16 protein-coding genes are annotated in these 16,477 nt (G+C 66.5%); 6 read left to right on the top strand and 10 right to left on the bottom strand.

Annotation, left to right across the window (positions count from 1 at the left end; translation table 11 throughout):
• Positions 1–19: 19 nt before the first annotated feature.
• From pheA to mtnA, 4 genes are all read right to left on the bottom strand, one after another.
• The gene (pheA, locus tag NF616_RS02030; protein ID WP_252271380.1) at positions 20–1,117 is read right to left on the bottom strand and encodes a prephenate dehydratase; all 1,098 of its coding nucleotides are present in this window, start codon (positions 1,115–1,117) and stop codon (positions 20–22) included.
• Positions 1,117–2,202 carry a 3-phosphoserine/phosphohydroxythreonine transaminase gene (gene serC / locus NF616_RS02025; protein ID WP_252271379.1) on the bottom strand — a complete coding sequence of 362 codons (1,086 nt, stop codon included), beginning with the start codon at positions 2,200–2,202 and terminating at the stop codon, positions 1,117–1,119. The genes pheA and serC overlap by 1 nt, the downstream gene beginning before the upstream one ends.
• A 10-nt stretch (positions 2,203–2,212) precedes the next feature.
• Positions 2,213–4,984: a DNA gyrase subunit A gene (gyrA, locus tag NF616_RS02020; protein WP_252271378.1), complete on the bottom strand. Its 2,772-nt coding sequence runs from the start codon at positions 4,982–4,984 to the stop codon at positions 2,213–2,215.
• A 225-nt stretch (positions 4,985–5,209) separates the two neighbouring features.
• A complete protein-coding gene (gene mtnA, locus NF616_RS02015) occupies positions 5,210–6,286 on the bottom strand; it encodes an S-methyl-5-thioribose-1-phosphate isomerase (protein WP_252271377.1) in 1,077 nt (358 codons plus the stop codon).
• 93 nt (positions 6,287–6,379) lie between these two features.
• Here mtnA and NF616_RS02010 point away from each other — a divergent pair, with 93 nt between their 5' ends.
• From NF616_RS02010 to NF616_RS01990, 5 genes are all read left to right on the top strand, one after another.
• Positions 6,380–7,708, top strand: coding sequence for a TRZ/ATZ family hydrolase (locus NF616_RS02010; RefSeq protein WP_252271376.1), 1,329 nt, complete (start codon positions 6,380–6,382; stop codon positions 7,706–7,708).
• 27 nt (positions 7,709–7,735) lie between these two features.
• Positions 7,736–8,434: a bifunctional 2-polyprenyl-6-hydroxyphenol methylase/3-demethylubiquinol 3-O-methyltransferase UbiG gene (gene ubiG / locus NF616_RS02005; protein ID WP_252271375.1), complete on the top strand. Its 699-nt coding sequence runs from the start codon at positions 7,736–7,738 to the stop codon at positions 8,432–8,434.
• 4 nt (positions 8,435–8,438) lie between these two features.
• Entirely contained in the window at positions 8,439–9,110 is a 672-nt protein-coding gene (gene mupP, locus NF616_RS02000) for an N-acetylmuramic acid 6-phosphate phosphatase MupP (RefSeq protein ID WP_252271374.1), read from the top strand.
• A gap of 29 nt (positions 9,111–9,139) precedes the next feature.
• Positions 9,140–9,880, top strand: coding sequence for a YciK family oxidoreductase (locus NF616_RS01995; protein WP_252271373.1), 741 nt, complete (start codon positions 9,140–9,142; stop codon positions 9,878–9,880).
• A gap of 205 nt (positions 9,881–10,085) precedes the next feature.
• The gene (locus NF616_RS01990; RefSeq protein ID WP_252271372.1) at positions 10,086–11,012 is read left to right on the top strand and encodes a GGDEF domain-containing protein; all 927 of its coding nucleotides are present in this window, start codon (positions 10,086–10,088) and stop codon (positions 11,010–11,012) included.
• An 84-nt stretch (positions 11,013–11,096) separates the two neighbouring features.
• Here the strand turns inward: NF616_RS01990 and rluB are convergent, their stop codons facing one another.
• The 6 genes from rluB to NF616_RS01960 form a co-directional block, all read right to left on the bottom strand.
• Positions 11,097–12,272: a 23S rRNA pseudouridine(2605) synthase RluB gene (gene rluB / locus NF616_RS01985; RefSeq protein WP_252271371.1), complete on the bottom strand. Its 1,176-nt coding sequence runs from the start codon at positions 12,270–12,272 to the stop codon at positions 11,097–11,099.
• A gap of 179 nt (positions 12,273–12,451) precedes the next feature.
• Positions 12,452–12,637, bottom strand: coding sequence for a DUF1289 domain-containing protein (locus tag NF616_RS01980; protein ID WP_252271370.1), 186 nt, complete (start codon positions 12,635–12,637; stop codon positions 12,452–12,454).
• 76 nt (positions 12,638–12,713) lie between these two features.
• Positions 12,714–13,499, bottom strand: coding sequence for an SMC-Scp complex subunit ScpB (gene scpB / locus NF616_RS01975; protein WP_252271369.1), 786 nt, complete (start codon positions 13,497–13,499; stop codon positions 12,714–12,716).
• Positions 13,499–14,317, bottom strand: coding sequence for a segregation and condensation protein A (locus NF616_RS01970; RefSeq protein ID WP_252271368.1), 819 nt, complete (start codon positions 14,315–14,317; stop codon positions 13,499–13,501). The genes scpB and NF616_RS01970 overlap by 1 nt, the downstream gene beginning before the upstream one ends.
• The gene (locus NF616_RS01965; protein WP_252271367.1) at positions 14,314–14,946 is read right to left on the bottom strand and encodes an L-threonylcarbamoyladenylate synthase; all 633 of its coding nucleotides are present in this window, start codon (positions 14,944–14,946) and stop codon (positions 14,314–14,316) included. The genes NF616_RS01970 and NF616_RS01965 overlap by 4 nt, the downstream gene beginning before the upstream one ends.
• Before the next feature lie 13 nt (positions 14,947–14,959).
• A complete protein-coding gene (locus NF616_RS01960; protein WP_252271366.1) occupies positions 14,960–15,820 on the bottom strand; it encodes a PHP domain-containing protein in 861 nt (286 codons plus the stop codon).
• 66 nt (positions 15,821–15,886) lie between these two features.
• Between NF616_RS01960 and NF616_RS01955 the strand changes: the two genes are divergently transcribed.
• The gene (locus NF616_RS01955; protein WP_252271365.1) at positions 15,887–16,477 is read left to right on the top strand and encodes a septation protein A; all 591 of its coding nucleotides are present in this window, start codon (positions 15,887–15,889) and stop codon (positions 16,475–16,477) included.

Genomic DNA, 16,477 nt, shown 5'->3' with positions numbered 1-16,477 from the left:
CCTCAGGCAATCACGCGGCTCAAAGAACCGCTTTCGGGTAGGAACCCAGCACTTTCAGGGCGACGGCTTCGCCGTTGATCTTTTCCAGCACGTCCTTGATCAGCGGGTCGCGATGGTGGCCAACGAAGTCGATGAAGAACACGTAGGTCCACTTGCCGCTGCGCGACGGGCGCGTCTCGATGCGGGTCAGATCGATGCCGTTGGTGTGGAACGGCACCAGCAACTCGTGCAGCGCCCCCGGCTTGTTACGCATGGAGACGATGACCGAGGTCTTGTCGTCGCCGGTCGGCGGCACTTCCTGGCTACCGATAATGAGGAAGCGCGTGGAGTTGTCCGGACGATCTTCGATCTTTTCCTGCAGTTTGGTCAGGCCGTAGAGGTTGGCCGCCATATCGCCGGCGATCGCCGCCGAGTTCCACTCGCTCTTCACCCGTTTGGCCGCGTCGGCGTTGCTGGAAACCGCCACGCGCTCGACGTTCGGGTAGTGCGCGTCCAGCCATTTGCGGCACTGGGCCAGGGACTGGGCGTGGGAATAGATGCGGGTGATCTTGTCGGTCTTGGTGGTCTCGCCGACCAGCAGGTGGTGGTGGATACGCAGCTCCACCTCGCCACAGATGACCATGTCGTGCTCGAGGAAGCTGTCCAGGGTGTGGTTGATCGCGCCCTCGGTGGAGTTCTCCACCGGTACCACGCCGAAGTTGACCGCACCGGCGGCCACTTCGCGGAACACCTCATCGATGGCGGCCATCGGCACGCTGATCACCGAGTGGCCGAAGTGCTTCATCGCTGCCGCCTGGCTGAAGGTACCTTCCGGGCCGAGATAGGCGACCTTGAGCGGCTGCTCCAGAGCCAGGCAGGAGGACATGATCTCGCGGAAAAGCCGCGCCATCTCCTCGTTGTCCAGCGGCCCCTTGTTCAGCTCCATGATGTGCTTGAGCACCCAGGCTTCACGCTCGGGACGGTAGAACACCGGCTTCTCGCCCTCTGGCAGGGACTGCATCTTGACCCGCGCCACGTCCTGGGCGCAGCGCGCGCGCTCGCTGATCAGCTCGAGGATCTTTTCGTCGAGGCTGTCGATGCGAACCCGCAGCGCCTTGAGCTGATCGGCGTCGCTCATCAGCCGTGCTCCTTCTCGAACTCCGCCATGTAGGCCACCAGCGCCTCCACGGCGTCCAGGCCGGTGGCGTTATAGATGGAGGCGCGCATGCCGCCCACCGAACGATGGCCCTTGAGGTTGAGCAGGCCGCGCGCATCGGCGCCGGCGAGGAAGGTCTTGTCGAGCTTCTCGTCGGCCAGACGGAATGGCACGTTCATCCAGGAGCGCGAACCGGTCTGGATCGGGTTGGTGTAGAAGTCGCTGCCGTCGATGAAGGTGTAGAGCAGGTCCTTCTTCGCGCGGTTGCGCTGCTCCATCGCGGCGACGCCGCCCTGTTCCTTCAGCCACTCGAAGACCAGGCCGGAGAGGTACCAGGAATACGTCGCCGGAGTGTTGTACATGGAGCCGTTGTCGGCGGCGATCTTGTAATTGAGCATGGTCGGGCAGACGCTGCGGGCGCGACCCAGCAGGTCTTCACGGACGATGACGACGACCAGGCCGCTCGGGCCGATGTTCTTCTGCGCGCCGGCGTAGATCAGGCCGAACTGCGACACGTCGACCGGGCGCGAGAGAATGTCCGAGGACATGTCTACCACCAGCGGCACGTCGCCGGTCTGCGGCACCCAGTCGAACTGCAGACCACCGATGGTCTCGTTGCTGGCGTAGTGCAGGTAGGCAGCGTCCTTCGACAGCTGCCATTCGTTCTGCCCGGGAATGGCGAAGTAGTCGTAGCCCTTGGCGCTGGCGGCGACATTGACGCTGCCGTAGCGACGCGCCTCCTCGATGGCCTTCTTTGACCAGATGCCGGTCTCGATGTAGTCGGCGGTGCCGTCTTCCGGCAGCAGGTTCAGCGGGATCTCGGCGAACTGCTGGCTGGCGCCGCCCTGCAGGAACAGCACCTTGTAGTCGCTGGGAATGGCCATGAGATCGCGCAGATCCTGCTCGGCCTTCTCGGCGATCGCCACGTACTCATCGCTGCGGTGGCTCATCTCCATCACGGAGAGGCCGCGGCCCTGCCAGTCGAGCATCTCGGCCTGGGCGCGTTGCAGTACAGCGGTCGGCAGTGCGGCCGGGCCGGCGCAGAAGTTATGGGCGCGTTTGCTCACTTCGACTCTCTCACTCTTCGTCGCTGGGGGCGTCCACCGGGGTCTCGCCCTCGTCCGCCGCTTCCACTGGTTCGGCCTCGGCGCCTTCGGCAAGCACCTCGCCTTCGATGTCGTCATCCGAGCCGGACGGCTCCTGCACACGCTCCAGGCCCACCAGTGTCTCGTCGTCGGCCAGCTTGATCAGGATCACGCCCTGGGTGTTACGGCCGGCGCCGCGGACCTCGTCGACACGGGTACGCACCAGAGTGCCCTGGTCGGAGATCAGCATGATCTCCTCGCCGTCCTGCACCTGCACGGCGCCAACCAGCTTGCCGTTACGCTCGTTGATCACCATGGCGATCACGCCCTGGCCGCCACGGCCGCGGCGCGGGTAGTCGGCCAGCGGAGTGCGCTTGCCGTAGCCACGCTCGGAAGCGGAAAGGATCTGCGCGCCGGCTTCCGGAATCAGCATGGAGATGATGCGCTGCTCGTCGGCCAGGCGCATGCCACGCACGCCACGGGCCAGGCGACCCATGATGCGCACCTTGCTTTCCTTGAAGCGGATGACCTTGCCGGAGTCGGAGAACATCATCACATCCTTCGAGCCATCGGTGATGGCGGCGGCGATCAGCGAGTCGCCCTCCTCCAGCTTCAGCGCGATCAGGCCATTGGAGCGCGGCTTGGTGAACTGGATCAGCGGAGTCTTCTTCACGGTGCCGTAGGCGGTCGCCATGAAGATATAGGCGCCGGTCGGCTCGTCCTGGCTGAAGTCGGCGTCGTCACCTTCTTCGGCTTCCTCGACCTCGACCACCTCAGCGACCTGCTCGGCGACGACGTCGTCGTCATCGTTTTCTTCGTCGACGAAGCGTGCACGCACGGCCTCGAGGTCGATCTGCAGCATGGCGGTGATGCGCTCACCCTCGTCCAGCGGTAGCAGGTTGACCAGCGGACGACCACGCGCGGTACGCGAGGCTTCCGGAATCTCGAAGGTACGCAGCCAGTAAACCTTGCCCTTGCTGGAGAACAGCAGCAGGGTGGCGTGGCTGTTGGCGACCAGCAGGTGTTCGATGTAGTCCTCGTCTTTCACTCCGGTGGCCGACTTGCCCTTGCCGCCACGACGCTGGGCCTGGTAGGCGGCCAGCGGCTGGGACTTGGCGTAGCCGCCGTGGGAGATGGTGACGACGCGCTCTTCCTCGGTGATCAGGTCGGCGATGGTCAGGTCCATCTGCGAAGCCATGATCTCGGTGCGACGGGCATCGCCGAACTCGGCCTTGACCTTTTCCAGCTCCTCGCGGATGACTTCCATCAGGTGCTCGGGGCTGGTCAGGATGCGGATCAACTCGCCGATCTGAGTCAGGATTTCCTGATACTCGGACAGCAGCTTCTCGTGCTCCAGACCGGTCAGGCGGTGCAGGCGCAGCTCGAGGATGGCCTGAGCCTGCTCGGGCGACAGGTAGTACTTGCCGTCGCGCAGGCCGTACTGCGGGTCCAGGTCTTCCGGACGGCAGGAATCGGCGCCAGCGCGCTCGACCATCGCCTCCACGGCGCTGGAAGCCCAGGCGGTGGCGATCAGGCGCTCCTTGGCCTCGGCCGGGGTCGGCGAGGTCTTGATCAGCTCGATCACCGGGTCGATGTTCGACAGCGCGACGGCCTGACCTTCGAGGATGTGACCACGCTCGCGGGCCTTGCGCAGCTCGTAGACGGTCCGGCGGGTCACCACTTCGCGGCGGTGACGGACGAACACTTCGAGCATGTCCTTGAGGTTCAGCGTGCGTGGCTGGCCATCGACCAGGGCCACGACGTTGATGCCGAACACGCTCTGCATCTGGGTCTGGGCGTAGAGGTTGTTCAGCACCACCTCGCCGACTTCGCCACGGCGCAGCTCGATGACCACGCGCATGCCGTCCTTGTCGGACTCGTCGCGCAGCTCGGTGATGCCCTCGATCTTCTTCTCTTTGACCAGTTCGGCGATCTTCTCGATCAGACGCGCCTTGTTCAGCTGGTACGGCAGTTCGGTGACGATGATCTGCTGGCGGTTGCCGCCCTTCTCCATGTCCTCGATCGTCGCACGGGCACGCATGTAGATGCGGCCACGGCCGGTGCGGTAGGCCTCGATGATGCCCGCGCGACCGTTGATGATGCCGGCAGTGGGGAAGTCCGGACCGGGGATGTACTGCATCAGCTCGTCGACGGTCAGCTCGGGGTTGTCGATCAGCGCCAGGCAGCCGTCGATCACCTCGGCCAGGTTGTGCGGCGGAATGTTGGTCGCCATGCCCACGGCGATACCGGACGAGCCGTTGACCAGCAGGTTGGGGATCTTGGTCGGCATGACCGCCGGGATCTGCTCGGTGCCGTCGTAGTTGGGCACCCAGTCGACGGTTTCCTTGTCCAGGTCGGCCAGCAGCTCATGGGCCAGCTTGGCCATGCGCACTTCGGTGTATCGCATGGCCGCGGCGTTGTCGCCGTCCACCGAGCCGAAGTTGCCCTGGCCATCGACCAGCATGTAGCGCAGGGAGAATGGCTGAGCCATACGCACGATGGTGTCGTAGACAGCCGTGTCGCCGTGCGGGTGGTACTTACCGATCACGTCACCGACCACACGGGCGGACTTCTTGTAGGCCTTGTTCCAGTCGTTGCCTAGCTCGCTCATGGCGTAGAGCACGCGGCGGTGCACGGGCTTCAGGCCGTCACGCGCATCTGGCAGCGCACGCCCGACGATCACGCTCATGGCGTAGTCGAGGTAGGACTGTTTCAGCTCGTCTTCGATGTTGACCGGGAGGATTTCTTTGGCCAGTTCGCCCATGAGAAGCCTGGTTCCTTATTCTGGTGAAACCCCGCCGCACCCATCCTGGGTCGGACCGGAGTCCGCCGTAGTCGCCCCTGCTCGGCAGCGACTCACGACAAATCAAAGAGTTAACTCGGTTATTTGCGCTATTGAAGCGACCCTCACGGGGCCGCCCGAGAACTGGCGGAGATTACCACAGTCACCCGCCGGCACCTACCCCGCCCGGCGCCCCCACCAAGGGATTCAGTGCAGACGCTTGCGACACATGAGTTGCGCCATTTTCGCCGCATCCGGCCGCTCGACCACACCCTTTTCGGTGACGATCGCGTCGATCAGGTCGGCCGGAGTCACGTCGAACACCGGGTTGACCGCGTGCACGTCGGCGGCGATGCGCTGGCCGCCGACATCCAGCAGCTCGCAGCCGTCGCGCTCCTCGATGGGGATGTCCTCGCCGTCTTCCAGGTTCATGTCGATGGTCGAGCTGGGCGCGACCACCATGAAGCGCACGCCGTGGTGCATGGCGTTGACCGCCAGCTGGTAGGTGCCGATCTTGTTGGCCACGTCGCCATTGGCGGTGATGCGGTCGGCCCCGACGATGACCCAGGTGATGCCTTCGGTCTTCATCAGATGCGCGGCGGCGGAGTCGGCGTTCAGGCTCACCGGCACGCCCTCGCCCGCCAGCTCCCAGGCGGTCAGGCGCGAGCCCTGCAGCCAGGGACGGGTCTCGTCGGCGAAGACGCGCTCGACCAAGCCGGCCAGATGCGCGGCGCGGATCACGCCCAGGGCCGTGCCGAAGCCGCCGGTGGCCAGCGCGCCGGTATTGCAGTGGGTGAGCAGCTTCTGCGGGGCCGCCTGGTGCTTGCGGATCAGCTCCATGCCGAGCTGGGCCATGGTCAGGTTGGCCTCGCGGTCGCTATCGAAGATGCCGACGGCCTCCGCCTCCAGCGCCGCCAGGGTGTTTTCGCCCTCCTTCAGGCGCTGCAGGCGCTCGCGCATGCGATCCAGGGCCCAGAACAGGTTGACCGCGGTCGGCCGCGATTCGGCCAGCACCTTGAAGTCTTCTTCCAGCGCAGCCCGCCAGTCGCCACCTTCGGCCAGGCGCGCCCGCGCGCCCAGCACCACACCGAAGGCGGCGGCGATGCCGATGGCCGGTGCGCCGCGCACCACCATGCTGCGGATCGCCTCAGCCACACCGGTGGCCGAATCGTAGGCCAGCCAGGTCTCCTCGCGCGGCAGTACGCGCTGGTCCAGGAGGAACAACGTGCCGTCGCGCCACTCGATGGCTTTAACCTTCTCTGCTGCCAACAGTTCGTCGCGCATGACATCCCCTCGAAAAGCCGCGGATTATAGCGAGCCGCCGCCAACATGGCTCAGTTATACTGCCGCCCTGTTTCTCCAGCCCGGATGCCTGTCATGCCCGAACCGCACCAGCCGCTCGACCTGTTGCTCCTGCCCACCTGGCTGGTGCCCGTCGAGCCCGCTGGCGTGGTACTGCGCGACCATGCCCTGGGCATCCGCGAGGGCCGCATCGCCCTGATCGCGCCGCGCGCCGAGGCCCTGCGCCATCCGGCCACAGAGGTACGCGAGCTGCCGGATTGCGTGCTCACTCCCGGCCTGGTCAACGCCCACGGCCACGCCGCCATGACCCTGTTCCGCGGCCTGGCCGACGACCTGCCGCTGATGAGCTGGCTGCAGGATCATATCTGGCCGGCCGAGGCCAGGTGGGTCGACGAGGCATTCGTGCGCGACGGCACCGAGCTGGCCATCGCCGAGCAGCTCAAGGGTGGCGTCAGCTGCTTCTCCGACATGTACTTCTTCCCGGAGGTGGCCAGCGAGCTAGTGCACAAGAGCGGCATCCGCGCCCAGCTGACCATTCCCGTGCTGGACTTCCCCACCCCCGGCGCCCGCGACGCCGAGGAGGCACTGCGCAAGGGCCTGCGCCTGTTCGACGACCTCAAGCAGCACCCGCGCATCAAGGTCGCCTTCGGCCCCCATGCACCCTATTCGGTCAGCGACGACAAGCTGCAGCAGGTGCTGATGCTGGCCGAGGAGCTCGACGCCGGCGTCCACATGCACGTCCACGAGACCGCCTTCGAGGTACAGCAGAGCCTGGAGCTGCACGGCGTGCGTCCGCTGCAGCGGCTGGCGAACCTGGGATTGCTGGGCCCGCGTTTCCAGGCCGTGCACATGACCCAGATAGACGAGGCGGACATCGAGCTGCTGGTGGCCAGCAACAGCAGCGTGATCCATTGCCCCGAGTCCAATCTCAAGCTGGCCAGCGGCTTCTGCCCGGTGGAGAAGCTCTGGCAGGCCGGCGTCAATGTCGCCATCGGCACCGACGGCGCCGCCAGCAACAATGACCTGGATCTGCTCGGCGAGACCCGCACCGCCGCCCTGCTGGCCAAGGCGGTGGCAGGCAGCGCCACCGCCCTCGGCGCCCACAGCGCCCTGCGCATGGCCACTCTGAACGGCGCCCGCGCCCTGGGCCTGGACGACTGCACGGGCTCCCTGGAGCTGGGCAAGCTGGCCGATCTGGCGGCATTCGATCTGTCGGGCCTGGCCCAGCAACCGGTCTACGACCCGGTCTCGCAGCTGATCTACGCCGGCGGCCGCGCCTGCGCCAAACATCTGTGGGTCGGCGGCAAGCAGCTGCTCGACGACGGCCGTCTGACCCGCCTGGACGAGCAGCGCATTGTCGCCAACGCGCGCGCCTGGGGCGAGCGCATCGCCGCCAAACACTGAATTCGTTTCGAGACTTAAGAGCACGCCATGAGCAACGTCGACCACGCCGAAATCGCCAAATTCGAGGCCCTCGCCCACCGCTGGTGGGATCGCGAGAGCGAGTTCAAGCCGCTGCACGACATCAACCCGCTGCGGGTCAACTGGATCGACGAGCGCGTCGGCCTGGCCGGCAAGAAGGTGCTGGACGTCGGCTGCGGCGGCGGCATCCTCAGCGAGGCGATGGCCCAGCGCGGCGCGACGGTGACCGGCATCGACATGGGCGAGGCACCACTGGCCGTGGCACAGCTGCATCAGCTGGAGTCCGGAGTGGCGGTGGAGTACCGGCAGATCACCGCCGAGGCCCTGGCCGAGGAGATGCCTGGCCAGTTCGACGTGGTCACCTGCCTGGAGATGCTCGAGCACGTGCCCGACCCGTCGTCGGTGATCCGCGCCTGCCACAAGATGGTCAAGCCCGGCGGCCAGGTGTTCTTCTCCACCATCAACCGCAACCCCAAGGCCTATCTGTTCGCCGTGGTCGGTGCGGAGTACCTGCTGCGCCTGCTGCCGCGCGGCACCCACGACTTCAAGAAGTTCATCCGCCCCTCCGAGCTGGGCGCCTGGAGCCGCGCCGCCGGCCTGCAGGTCAAGGACATCATCGGCCTGACCTACAACCCGCTGACCAAGCACTACAAGCTGGAGGCGGATGTCGACGTCAACTACATGATCCAGACCCTGCGCGAGGAGTAAGCGCATGACCCTGCGAGCAGTTCTCTTCGACATGGACGGCACCCTGCTGGACACCGCGCCGGACTTCGTCGCCGTGTGCCAGGCCATGCGCGCCGCCCATTGCCTGGAACCGATCGACGACCAGTTGGTACGCGACGTGATTTCCGGCGGCGCCCGCGCCATGGTCGCCGCCACCTTCGGCATCGAGGTCGGCGCCGAAGGCTTCGAGGCCCTGCGCCTGGAGTTCCTCGAGCGCTACCAGCAGCACTGCGCGGTGCTCAGCAAGCCGTTCGACGGCATGCTCGAACTGCTCGACGACATCGAGCGCGCGCGACTGATCTGGGGCGTGGCCACCAACAAGCCGGTGATCTTCGCCGAACCGATCATGCAGCAGCTGGAACTGGCCGACCGCTCCGCCGTGCTGGTGTGCCCGGACCACGTGGCCCGTAGCAAGCCGGCGCCGGACATGCTCCTGCTGGCCTGCGAGAAGATCGGCATCGCTCCCGCCGACGTCCTGTTCATCGGCGACGACGCCCGCGACATTGAGGCCGGCCGCGCCGCCGGCTGCAAGACCGCCGCCGTCACCTACGGCTATATCCACCCCGAAGACAACCCCCGCCACTGGGGCGCCGACGTGGTGGTGGACCATCCCCTGGAGCTGCGCGCCGTGCTCGACCGCGCCCTGTGCAGCTGCTGATCCGATTACGCAACAACGAGATTTCGCCCATGTTCGACTACAGCGCCCGCCCCGACCTGCTCAAGGGCCGCGTGATCCTGGTGACCGGCGCCGGCCGTGGCATCGGTGCCGCCGCCGCCAAGGCCTATGCCGCCCATGGCGCCACCGTGTTGCTGCTGGGCAAGACCGAGGAAAACCTCAACCAGGTGTATGACGAGATCGAGGCCGCCGGCCACCCGCAGCCGGTGGTGATCCCGTTCAACCTGGAAACCGCCCTGCCGCACCAGTACGACGAACTGGCCGCCACGGTGGAGACCGAGTTCGGTCGCCTCGACGGCCTGCTGCACAACGCCGCCATCGTCGGCCCACGCACACCGCTGGAGCAGCTGTCCGGCGACAATTTCATGCGCGTCATGCAGATCAACGTCAACGCCATGTTCATGCTGACCAGCACCCTGCTGCCGCTGCTCAAGCTCTCCGACGACGCCTCGGTGGTTTTCACCTCCAGCAGCGTCGGCCGCAAGGGCCGCGCCTACTGGGGCGCCTACGGCGTGTCGAAGTTCGCCACCGAGGGCCTGATGCAGACCCTGGCCGACGAGGTAGAAGGCGTATCCATGGTACGCGCCAATAGCGTCAACCCCGGCGCGACCCGCACCGGCATGCGCGCCCAGGCATACCCTGGCGAGAATCCGGCGAACAATCCGCTGCCGGAAGACATCATGCCGGTCTATCTGTACCTGATGGGCCCGGACAGCCGGGACGTGAACGGCAAGGCCTTCAACGCCCAATAGGTTGGCCGAGCGGGCGCCGGTTTTCCGGCGGCTGCAAGCGCAGCGGCATCAGATTGCCAGCATCGGCGTCAACGCGACGGCAATGCATTGCCGGAAACGCACCCGCAAATCTCTTAAGTACATGAAATAAAAGATATTTTCCAAATTGGCACAGAATTAGCTCTATCTCGGCCAACGGGCGCTCAAGCGCCAGAGGTCGAGCAGCATGATTCCAACCCCCCCATCCAACACCGTCGATTTCGATGCCGCCAAACTGCAGCGCCTGGGCTACGCGAGCCGTGGCCAGCGTCTGCTCAAGCCGGTCAGCCTGGCGCAGCTGCGCCAGCAATTGAGCCTGCAGCTGCAGACCTCACTGGAAGTCGACCGCATCCTCGACCTGTTCTTCCGCGAAGTGCAGCGCCTGGTGCCGCTGGATGCCCTGAGCTATCAGTTGGCGGCCCGCGATCTGCGCATCGAGCTGGGCGCTCGCGCCAACCATTCGGCCGCCTACCGCCTGAGCCACCAGGGCGAATACATGGGCGAGCTGACTTTCCGCCGCAATCAGCGCTTCAGCGACGAGGAGCTCGGCCAGCTGGAATCCCTGCTGGCCAGCCTGCTGTTCCCGCTGCGCAATGCCCTGCTCTACCGCGCCGCGCTGCAGAGCGCGCTGCGCGACCCGCTGACCGACACCGGCAACCGCATCGCCATGAACCAGGCGATGCAGCGCGAGGTCGACCTGGCCCGCCGCAGCCTGCAGCCACTGTCGGTGCTGATGGTCGACATCGATCTCTTCAAGAACATCAACGACCGCTTCGGCCACGCCACCGGCGACGAAGTGCTGAAAGGCGTGGCCGCCGTGATCAAGGGCAGCCTGCGCAATATCGACATGGTGTTCCGCTACGGCGGCGAGGAATTCCTGGTGCTGCTGGCCAATACCAGCCGCGAGGCCGCGCAGATGGTCGGCGAGCGCCTGCGCCTGGCGGTCATGGGCCTGCAGCATCTGGAGCAAGGCCAGGCACTGGACCTGTCCATCAGCCTGGGTTGCGCCACCCTGCTGGCGGGCGAGTCGATGGACAGCCTGCAGCGCCGCGCCGACAGCGCCCTCTACGTCTCCAAGCGCGAGGGCCGCAACCGCCTGTCCATGGCTGGCTGATACTTATCGGCATGAAAAAGGGGCTCCGCGGAGCCCCTTTTTTTTGCGCCTGTCGGACCGGTTGCCGGACCGATGCGTCCTGCATCAACGCTTGCGGCCGAACCCCGGACGCTGGCCGTCGCCGCTGGGCGGGCGCTTGCTCGGCGCGGCCGGGCGCGGCTTGCGGGCCGGCCGGTCGGCCAGCTCACTCGCCGGACGCGGCGTGCGCTTCTTGTTCACATCGGCCGGACGCTCGGCCACCGGAGTACCACGTCCGCCCTCGCGGCGCTCACCCCGCTCGCCGGCCGGCTTGCGCGGCGCGCGCTGCGGACGCTCGCTACCCTCGCCACGCGGAGCGCGAGCCGGGCGCGACTGCTCGGCCGGGGCGCCTTCACCCTGGGCCGGGCGCAGAACGCGCTTGGGCCGCTCGCCACGCCCCAGCGGCTTGGCCGCCTTGCGCTGCAAGCGGTCGAGCTTCTCGCGCATTTTCTCTTTCATCGCCGGCAGGGCCACCGGCTTGAGACCGACTTCCTCGCTGAGGATGTCCACCTCGCGCTGCTCCATCTCGCGCCAGCGCCCCATCGGCAGGTCGGAAGTCATGAAGACCGGGCCGAAACGCACGCGCTTCAGGCGGCTGACCACCACGTCCTGGGATTCCCACAGGCGGCGCACCTCGCGGTTGCGACCTTCCATCACCACGCAGTGATACCAGTGGTTGAGGCCGTCGCCGCCCGGCGCTTCCTTGATGTCGGTGAATTTGGCCGGGCCGTCTTCCAGCATCACGCCGGCCTTGAGCTGCTCGATCATCTCCTCGGTGACCTCGCCGCGCACGCGCACGGCGTACTCGCGGTCCATCTCGTAGGAGGGGTGCATCAGGCGGTTGGCCAGCTCACCGTCGGTGGTGAACAGCAGCAGGCCGGTGGTGTTGATGTCCAGCCGGCCGATATTGATCCAGCGGCCTTCCTTCGGTCGCGGCAGGCGGTCGAACACGGTGGGGCGGCCTTCCGGGTCGTCGCGGGTGCAGATCTCGCCTTCCGGCTTGTTGTAGATCAGCACGCGACGCACGACCTGGGCGTCTTCGCGCTTGAGCAGTTGGCCGTCGACGCTGATGGCGTCGCGCGGCTCGACACGGGCACCGAGGTTGGCGACCGCGCCATTGACCTTGACGCGGCCGTCGGCGATCCACTGCTCGATGTCGCGGCGCGAGCCGAGGCCGGCGCGGGCCAGGACCTTCTGCAGTTTTTCGCCGCTGGGACGGGGTTCGAATTCGGATTCGCTCATCTGGGCACCTCCCGGTGTAACTGAGGATGAAAACTCATGGACTGCGTAAGCGCACACGCCGCCGGCCATGAAAGGGCCGCGCATCATACGCGGATCGCCGCGTCCGCGCACGGCCGTCTGACTATAGCCCCTGGCAACCGGCTGGACGCGCTCGACGGGCGGAAACGAGACGGACGGAGCTAGCGCGTCTTGCGCCGCCCCGTGGCCTCGAAGGCCAGCAGGCGCATGTCGGCCTCGGCCAGCAAGGCCATGCGTTCGGTCTTGCCAAGCTTCTTCCAGCCTTTGATTTCATGCTTGCTGCGCCCGCAGCCGACGCAGATATCGGCGTCGAACTCGCAGACCTTGATGCAGGGATTCTTGCTCATGGCGGCACGTGTGAAAGAAGGCGCCGCCAGCTTAGGCCGAGACGGCCTCTGGCCGGGATTGAATGTCTCAATCCCCTCAATGCACGGAGTCGCCGGCGTCCAGGGTTTCGCCCTGGTCCTCCTCGGATTCCTCGGCGGCCTGCGGCAGGTCGCTGAAATCGGTCTTCAGCCCCTGCTCCATCTGGTCCAGCTCCACCAGCAGGCTGCGGAAGCTGGTTTCCTCGCGCGGCTCGGCCGGCGCTTCGTCGCCCAGCTCGGCATCCACCCGTGCCTGCAGCGCCGCCGGCACCGGCAGGTCGTCGTCCAGCGCCAGCATCGGTTCGGGCTCCAGCTCGCGCAGGGCGGCAAGCGGCGGCAGCTCTTCCAGGCTCTTCAGGTTGAAATAGTCGAGAAAGGCGCGGGTAGTGGCGAACATCGCCGGCTTGCCCGGAACGTCGCGGTAACCGACCACGCGAATCCAGTCACGCTCCTGCAGGGTCTTGACGATCTGGCTGTTGACCGCCACGCCGCGGATGTCCTCGATCTCGCCGCGGGTGATCGGTTGGCGGTAGGCGATCAGCGACAGGGTCTCGAGCATGGCGCGCGAGTAGCGCTGCGGGCGCTCCTCCCACAGCCGGCCGACCCAGGGCGCGAACTTCTCGCGCACCTGCAGGCGGTAGCCGGAGGCCACTTCCTTCAGCTCGAAGGCGCGTCCCTCGCAGGATTGGCGCAGCACCTCCAGGGCCTCGCGGATCTGCGCCGGTTCCGGGCGCTCGGCCTCCTCGAACAGCTCGCCGAGGCGCTCCAGCGACAACGGTCGGCCCTGGGCCAGCAGCCAGGCTTCGAGCAGGGAGGCGAGTTCCTTCGGGTCGTTCAGGTTCATCATTCGGCTCGGGCACGGACGTGGATAGGCGCGAAGGGCTCATTCTGCACCAGTTCCACCAGCTGTTCCTTGATCAGTTCGAGCACCGCCATGAAGGTGACGACCACGCCGAGCCGGCCCTCCTCGGCCGTGAACAGCGTGACGAACGGAACGAAGCCGGCGCCCTTGAGGCGCTCCAGCACCTCGCTCATACGCTCGCGGGTGGACAGCGCCTCGCGCGTCACCTGGTGGCTTTCGAACATGTCGGCGCGGCGCAGTACCTCGGCCATGGACAGCAGCAACTCCTCCAGGCTCACATCCGGCAGCAGCTTGCGCGCCCGCGCCTCGGGGGCGTCGAGACGCGGCACGCTGATGTCGCGACCGACCCGCGGCAGCTCGTCCAGGCCCTCGGCGGCGGCCTTGTAGCGCTCGTACTCCTGCAGGCGGCGGATCAGCTCGGCGCGCGGGTCGTCTTCCTCTTCCTCGGTTTCGGCCGAACGCGGCAGCAGCATGCGCGACTTGATCTCGGCCAGCATGGCGGCCATCACCAGGTACTCGGCGGCCAGCTCCAGGCGCACCGACTTCATCAGCTCGACGTAGCCCATGTACTGCTTGGTGATCTCGGCCACCGGGATGTCGAGGATGTCGATGTTCTGCTTGCGGATCAGGTACAGCAGCAGGTCCAGCGGGCCCTCGAAGGCCTCGAGGAACACTTCGAGAGCATCCGGCGGGATGTACAGGTCGATCGGCAGCTCGGTGACCGCCTGACCGTAGACCAGGGCAAACGGCAGCTCTTGCTGGGCGCCGGCCTGGCTGTCCTGTTCGGCAACCTCACTCATGCGGCGTCATCCTGAAACGGGCTCGGATCGCCGCAGCCGACGCGAATCACCTCCGGCTCGCCCTCGGCCAGATTGATCACGGTGGAGGCTTCGAGGCCGCCGTAGCCGCCGTCGATGATCAGATCGACCTGATGTTCGAGGATCTGGCGCATCTCGTAGGGGTCGCTCATCGGCAGGTCGTCACCGGGCAGGATCAGGCTCACGCTCATCAGCGGCTCGCCCAGCTGCTCGGCCAACGCCAGGGCGATGGGGTGCGCAGGCACGCGCAGGCCGATGGTGCGGCGCTTGGGGTGCAGCAGCATGCGCGGCACCTCGCGGGTGGCGCCGAGGATGAAGGTGTAGGGCCCCGGCGTATGCGCCTTGAGCAGGCGGAAGGCGCCGGTGTCGACCTTGGCGAACAGGCCGATCTGTGACAGGTCGCTGCACACCAGGGTGAAGTTGTGCTTGTCGTCCAGCTGGCGCAGGCGGCGTATGCGCTCCACCGCGCCCTTGTCGCCGATCAGGCAGCCGATGGCGTAGGAGGAGTCGGTGGGATAGACGATCACCCCGCCGCTACGCAGGATCTCCACCGCCTGCTTGATCAGCCGCGGTTGCGGGTTCTCAGGATGAACCTGGAAGAACTGGCTCATGAACTCTCCCTGTTCAGGCGGTAGCAGCGCGTGCATGGTCGAAACGCTCCCACAGAGGAGACAGGTCTTCCGGCAACGGACGGTACATGCCCAGCTCCGACCAGTCTCCCGGGGCGTGAAAATCGCTGCCGACACTGGCCAGCATGCCGAACTCGCGGGCCAGGATGGCCAGGCCGCCAACCTGCTCGGCCGGCTGCAGGCCGTTGACCACTTCCAGCGCGTGGCCGCCGGCGGCGAGGAAGTCGGCCACCAGGCGACGGCGCTTGCTGCGGGTGAAATCGTACTGCCAGGGATGCGCCAGGCTGATCCAGGCGCCGGCGGAGCGAAGCGTGCCGACCGCCTGCTCCAGGCTCGGCCAGTGCTGCTTGACGTCGCCCAGCTTGCCGGAGCCCAGCCACTTGCGAAACGCCTCGGCGTGGTCGCGCACGTGCCCCGCACGCACCAGGAACTCGGCGAAGTGCGGGCGCGCCGGGGCGTTGCCGCTGTCGCCCAGGCCCTGCTGGATCGCCCGTGCACCTTCCAGGGCGCCGGGCATGCCCTTGGCGGCGAGGCGGCGGTCGATTTCCTCGGCGCGCAGCCAACGGCCCTGATGCAGATCCTCGATGGCCTGGCGCAGCGCCGGGGCGTCGGTGGCGAAGGCATAGCCGAGCACGTGGATGGTCGCGCCGCCCCAGGTGCAGGACAGCTCCACGCCGTTGACCAGACGCATGCCCAGCCCGTCGGCGGCGTGCCGCGCTTCGTCCAGCCCTTCGAGGGTGTCGTGGTCGGTCAGCGCCAGCAGTTCCACGCCACGACCATGGGCGCGCGCGACCACTTCCGCCGGCGCGAGAACGCCGTCGGACGCGGTGCTGTGGCAGTGCAGATCGACCTTCATGGGCGCGTCTTTCGTTAACGGGGTTGTTTGTTATTATGCCGCCACATCCCGCTTCTGGCTGCCGCAGTGAAACAATTCATCGATTTCATCCCGCTCATCCTGTTCTTCATCGTCTACAAGCTCGATCCCCGCACCGTCGAACTGGCCGGCCAGACCTTCGAGCTGGGCGGCATCTTCAGCGCCACCGCGGTGCTCATCATCAGTTCGATCGTGGTGTACGGCATCCTGTTCCTCCTGCAGCGCAAGCTGGAGAAGAGCCAGTGGCTGACGCTGCTGGCGTGCCTGATCTTCGGCAGCCTGACCCTGGCCTTCCACAGCGAGACCTTCCTCAAGTGGAAGGCGCCGGTGGTCAACTGGCTGTTCGCCGCGGGTTTCCTCGGCAGCCACTTCATCGGCGACAAGGTGCTGATCCAGCGCGTCATGGGCCATGCCGTGAACCTGCCGCAGCCCATCTGGACGCGCCTGAACCTGGCCTGGGTGGCGTTCTTCATCTTCAGCGGCTGCGCCAACCTGTTCGTCGCCTTCACCTTCCACGACATCTGGGTCGACTTCAAAGTCTTCGGCAGCCTCGGCATGACCGTGCTGTTCCTCGTCGCCCAGGGCGTTTACCTGGCGCGCCACATCCACGATGACGCCCCTCAGCAAAGCAAGGACTGA

The sequence above is a fragment of the Pseudomonas subflava genome, from assembly GCF_023823685.1.
Classification (GTDB): Bacteria; Pseudomonadota; Gammaproteobacteria; order Pseudomonadales; family Pseudomonadaceae; genus Aquipseudomonas; species Aquipseudomonas subflava.
The sequence above is the reverse complement of the archived record's forward strand: the minus strand, read 5'-3'. Positions and strand labels throughout refer to the sequence as shown.

Bases quoted from the DNA above. Each gene is read 5' to 3' on its own strand.
- NF616_RS01960 (WP_252271366.1), bottom strand. From the start codon at position 15,820: ATGAAGGTCGATCTGCACTGCCACAGCACCGCGTCCGACGGCGTTCTC.
- NF616_RS02010 (WP_252271376.1), top strand. From the start codon at position 6,380: ATGCCCGAACCGCACCAGCCGCTCGACCTGTTGCTCCTGCCCACCTGG.
- scpB (WP_252271369.1), bottom strand. From the start codon at position 13,499: ATGAACCTGAACGACCCGAAGGAACTCGCCTCCCTGCTCGAAGCCTGG.
- gyrA (WP_252271378.1), bottom strand. From the start codon at position 4,984: ATGGGCGAACTGGCCAAAGAAATCCTCCCGGTCAACATCGAAGACGAG.
- mtnA (WP_252271377.1), bottom strand. From the start codon at position 6,286: ATGCGCGACGAACTGTTGGCAGCAGAGAAGGTTAAAGCCATCGAGTGG.
- ubiG (WP_252271375.1), top strand. From the start codon at position 7,736: ATGAGCAACGTCGACCACGCCGAAATCGCCAAATTCGAGGCCCTCGCC.
- NF616_RS01965 (WP_252271367.1), bottom strand. From the start codon at position 14,946: ATGAGCCAGTTCTTCCAGGTTCATCCTGAGAACCCGCAACCGCGGCTG.
- NF616_RS01970 (WP_252271368.1), bottom strand. From the start codon at position 14,317: ATGAGTGAGGTTGCCGAACAGGACAGCCAGGCCGGCGCCCAGCAAGAG.
- rluB (WP_252271371.1), bottom strand. From the start codon at position 12,272: ATGAGCGAATCCGAATTCGAACCCCGTCCCAGCGGCGAAAAACTGCAG.
- NF616_RS01990 (WP_252271372.1), top strand. From the start codon at position 10,086: ATGATTCCAACCCCCCCATCCAACACCGTCGATTTCGATGCCGCCAAA.
- NF616_RS01980 (WP_252271370.1), bottom strand. From the start codon at position 12,637: ATGAGCAAGAATCCCTGCATCAAGGTCTGCGAGTTCGACGCCGATATC.
- pheA (WP_252271380.1), bottom strand. From the start codon at position 1,117: ATGAGCGACGCCGATCAGCTCAAGGCGCTGCGGGTTCGCATCGACAGC.
- NF616_RS01995 (WP_252271373.1), top strand. From the start codon at position 9,140: ATGTTCGACTACAGCGCCCGCCCCGACCTGCTCAAGGGCCGCGTGATC.
- mupP (WP_252271374.1), top strand. From the start codon at position 8,439: ATGACCCTGCGAGCAGTTCTCTTCGACATGGACGGCACCCTGCTGGAC.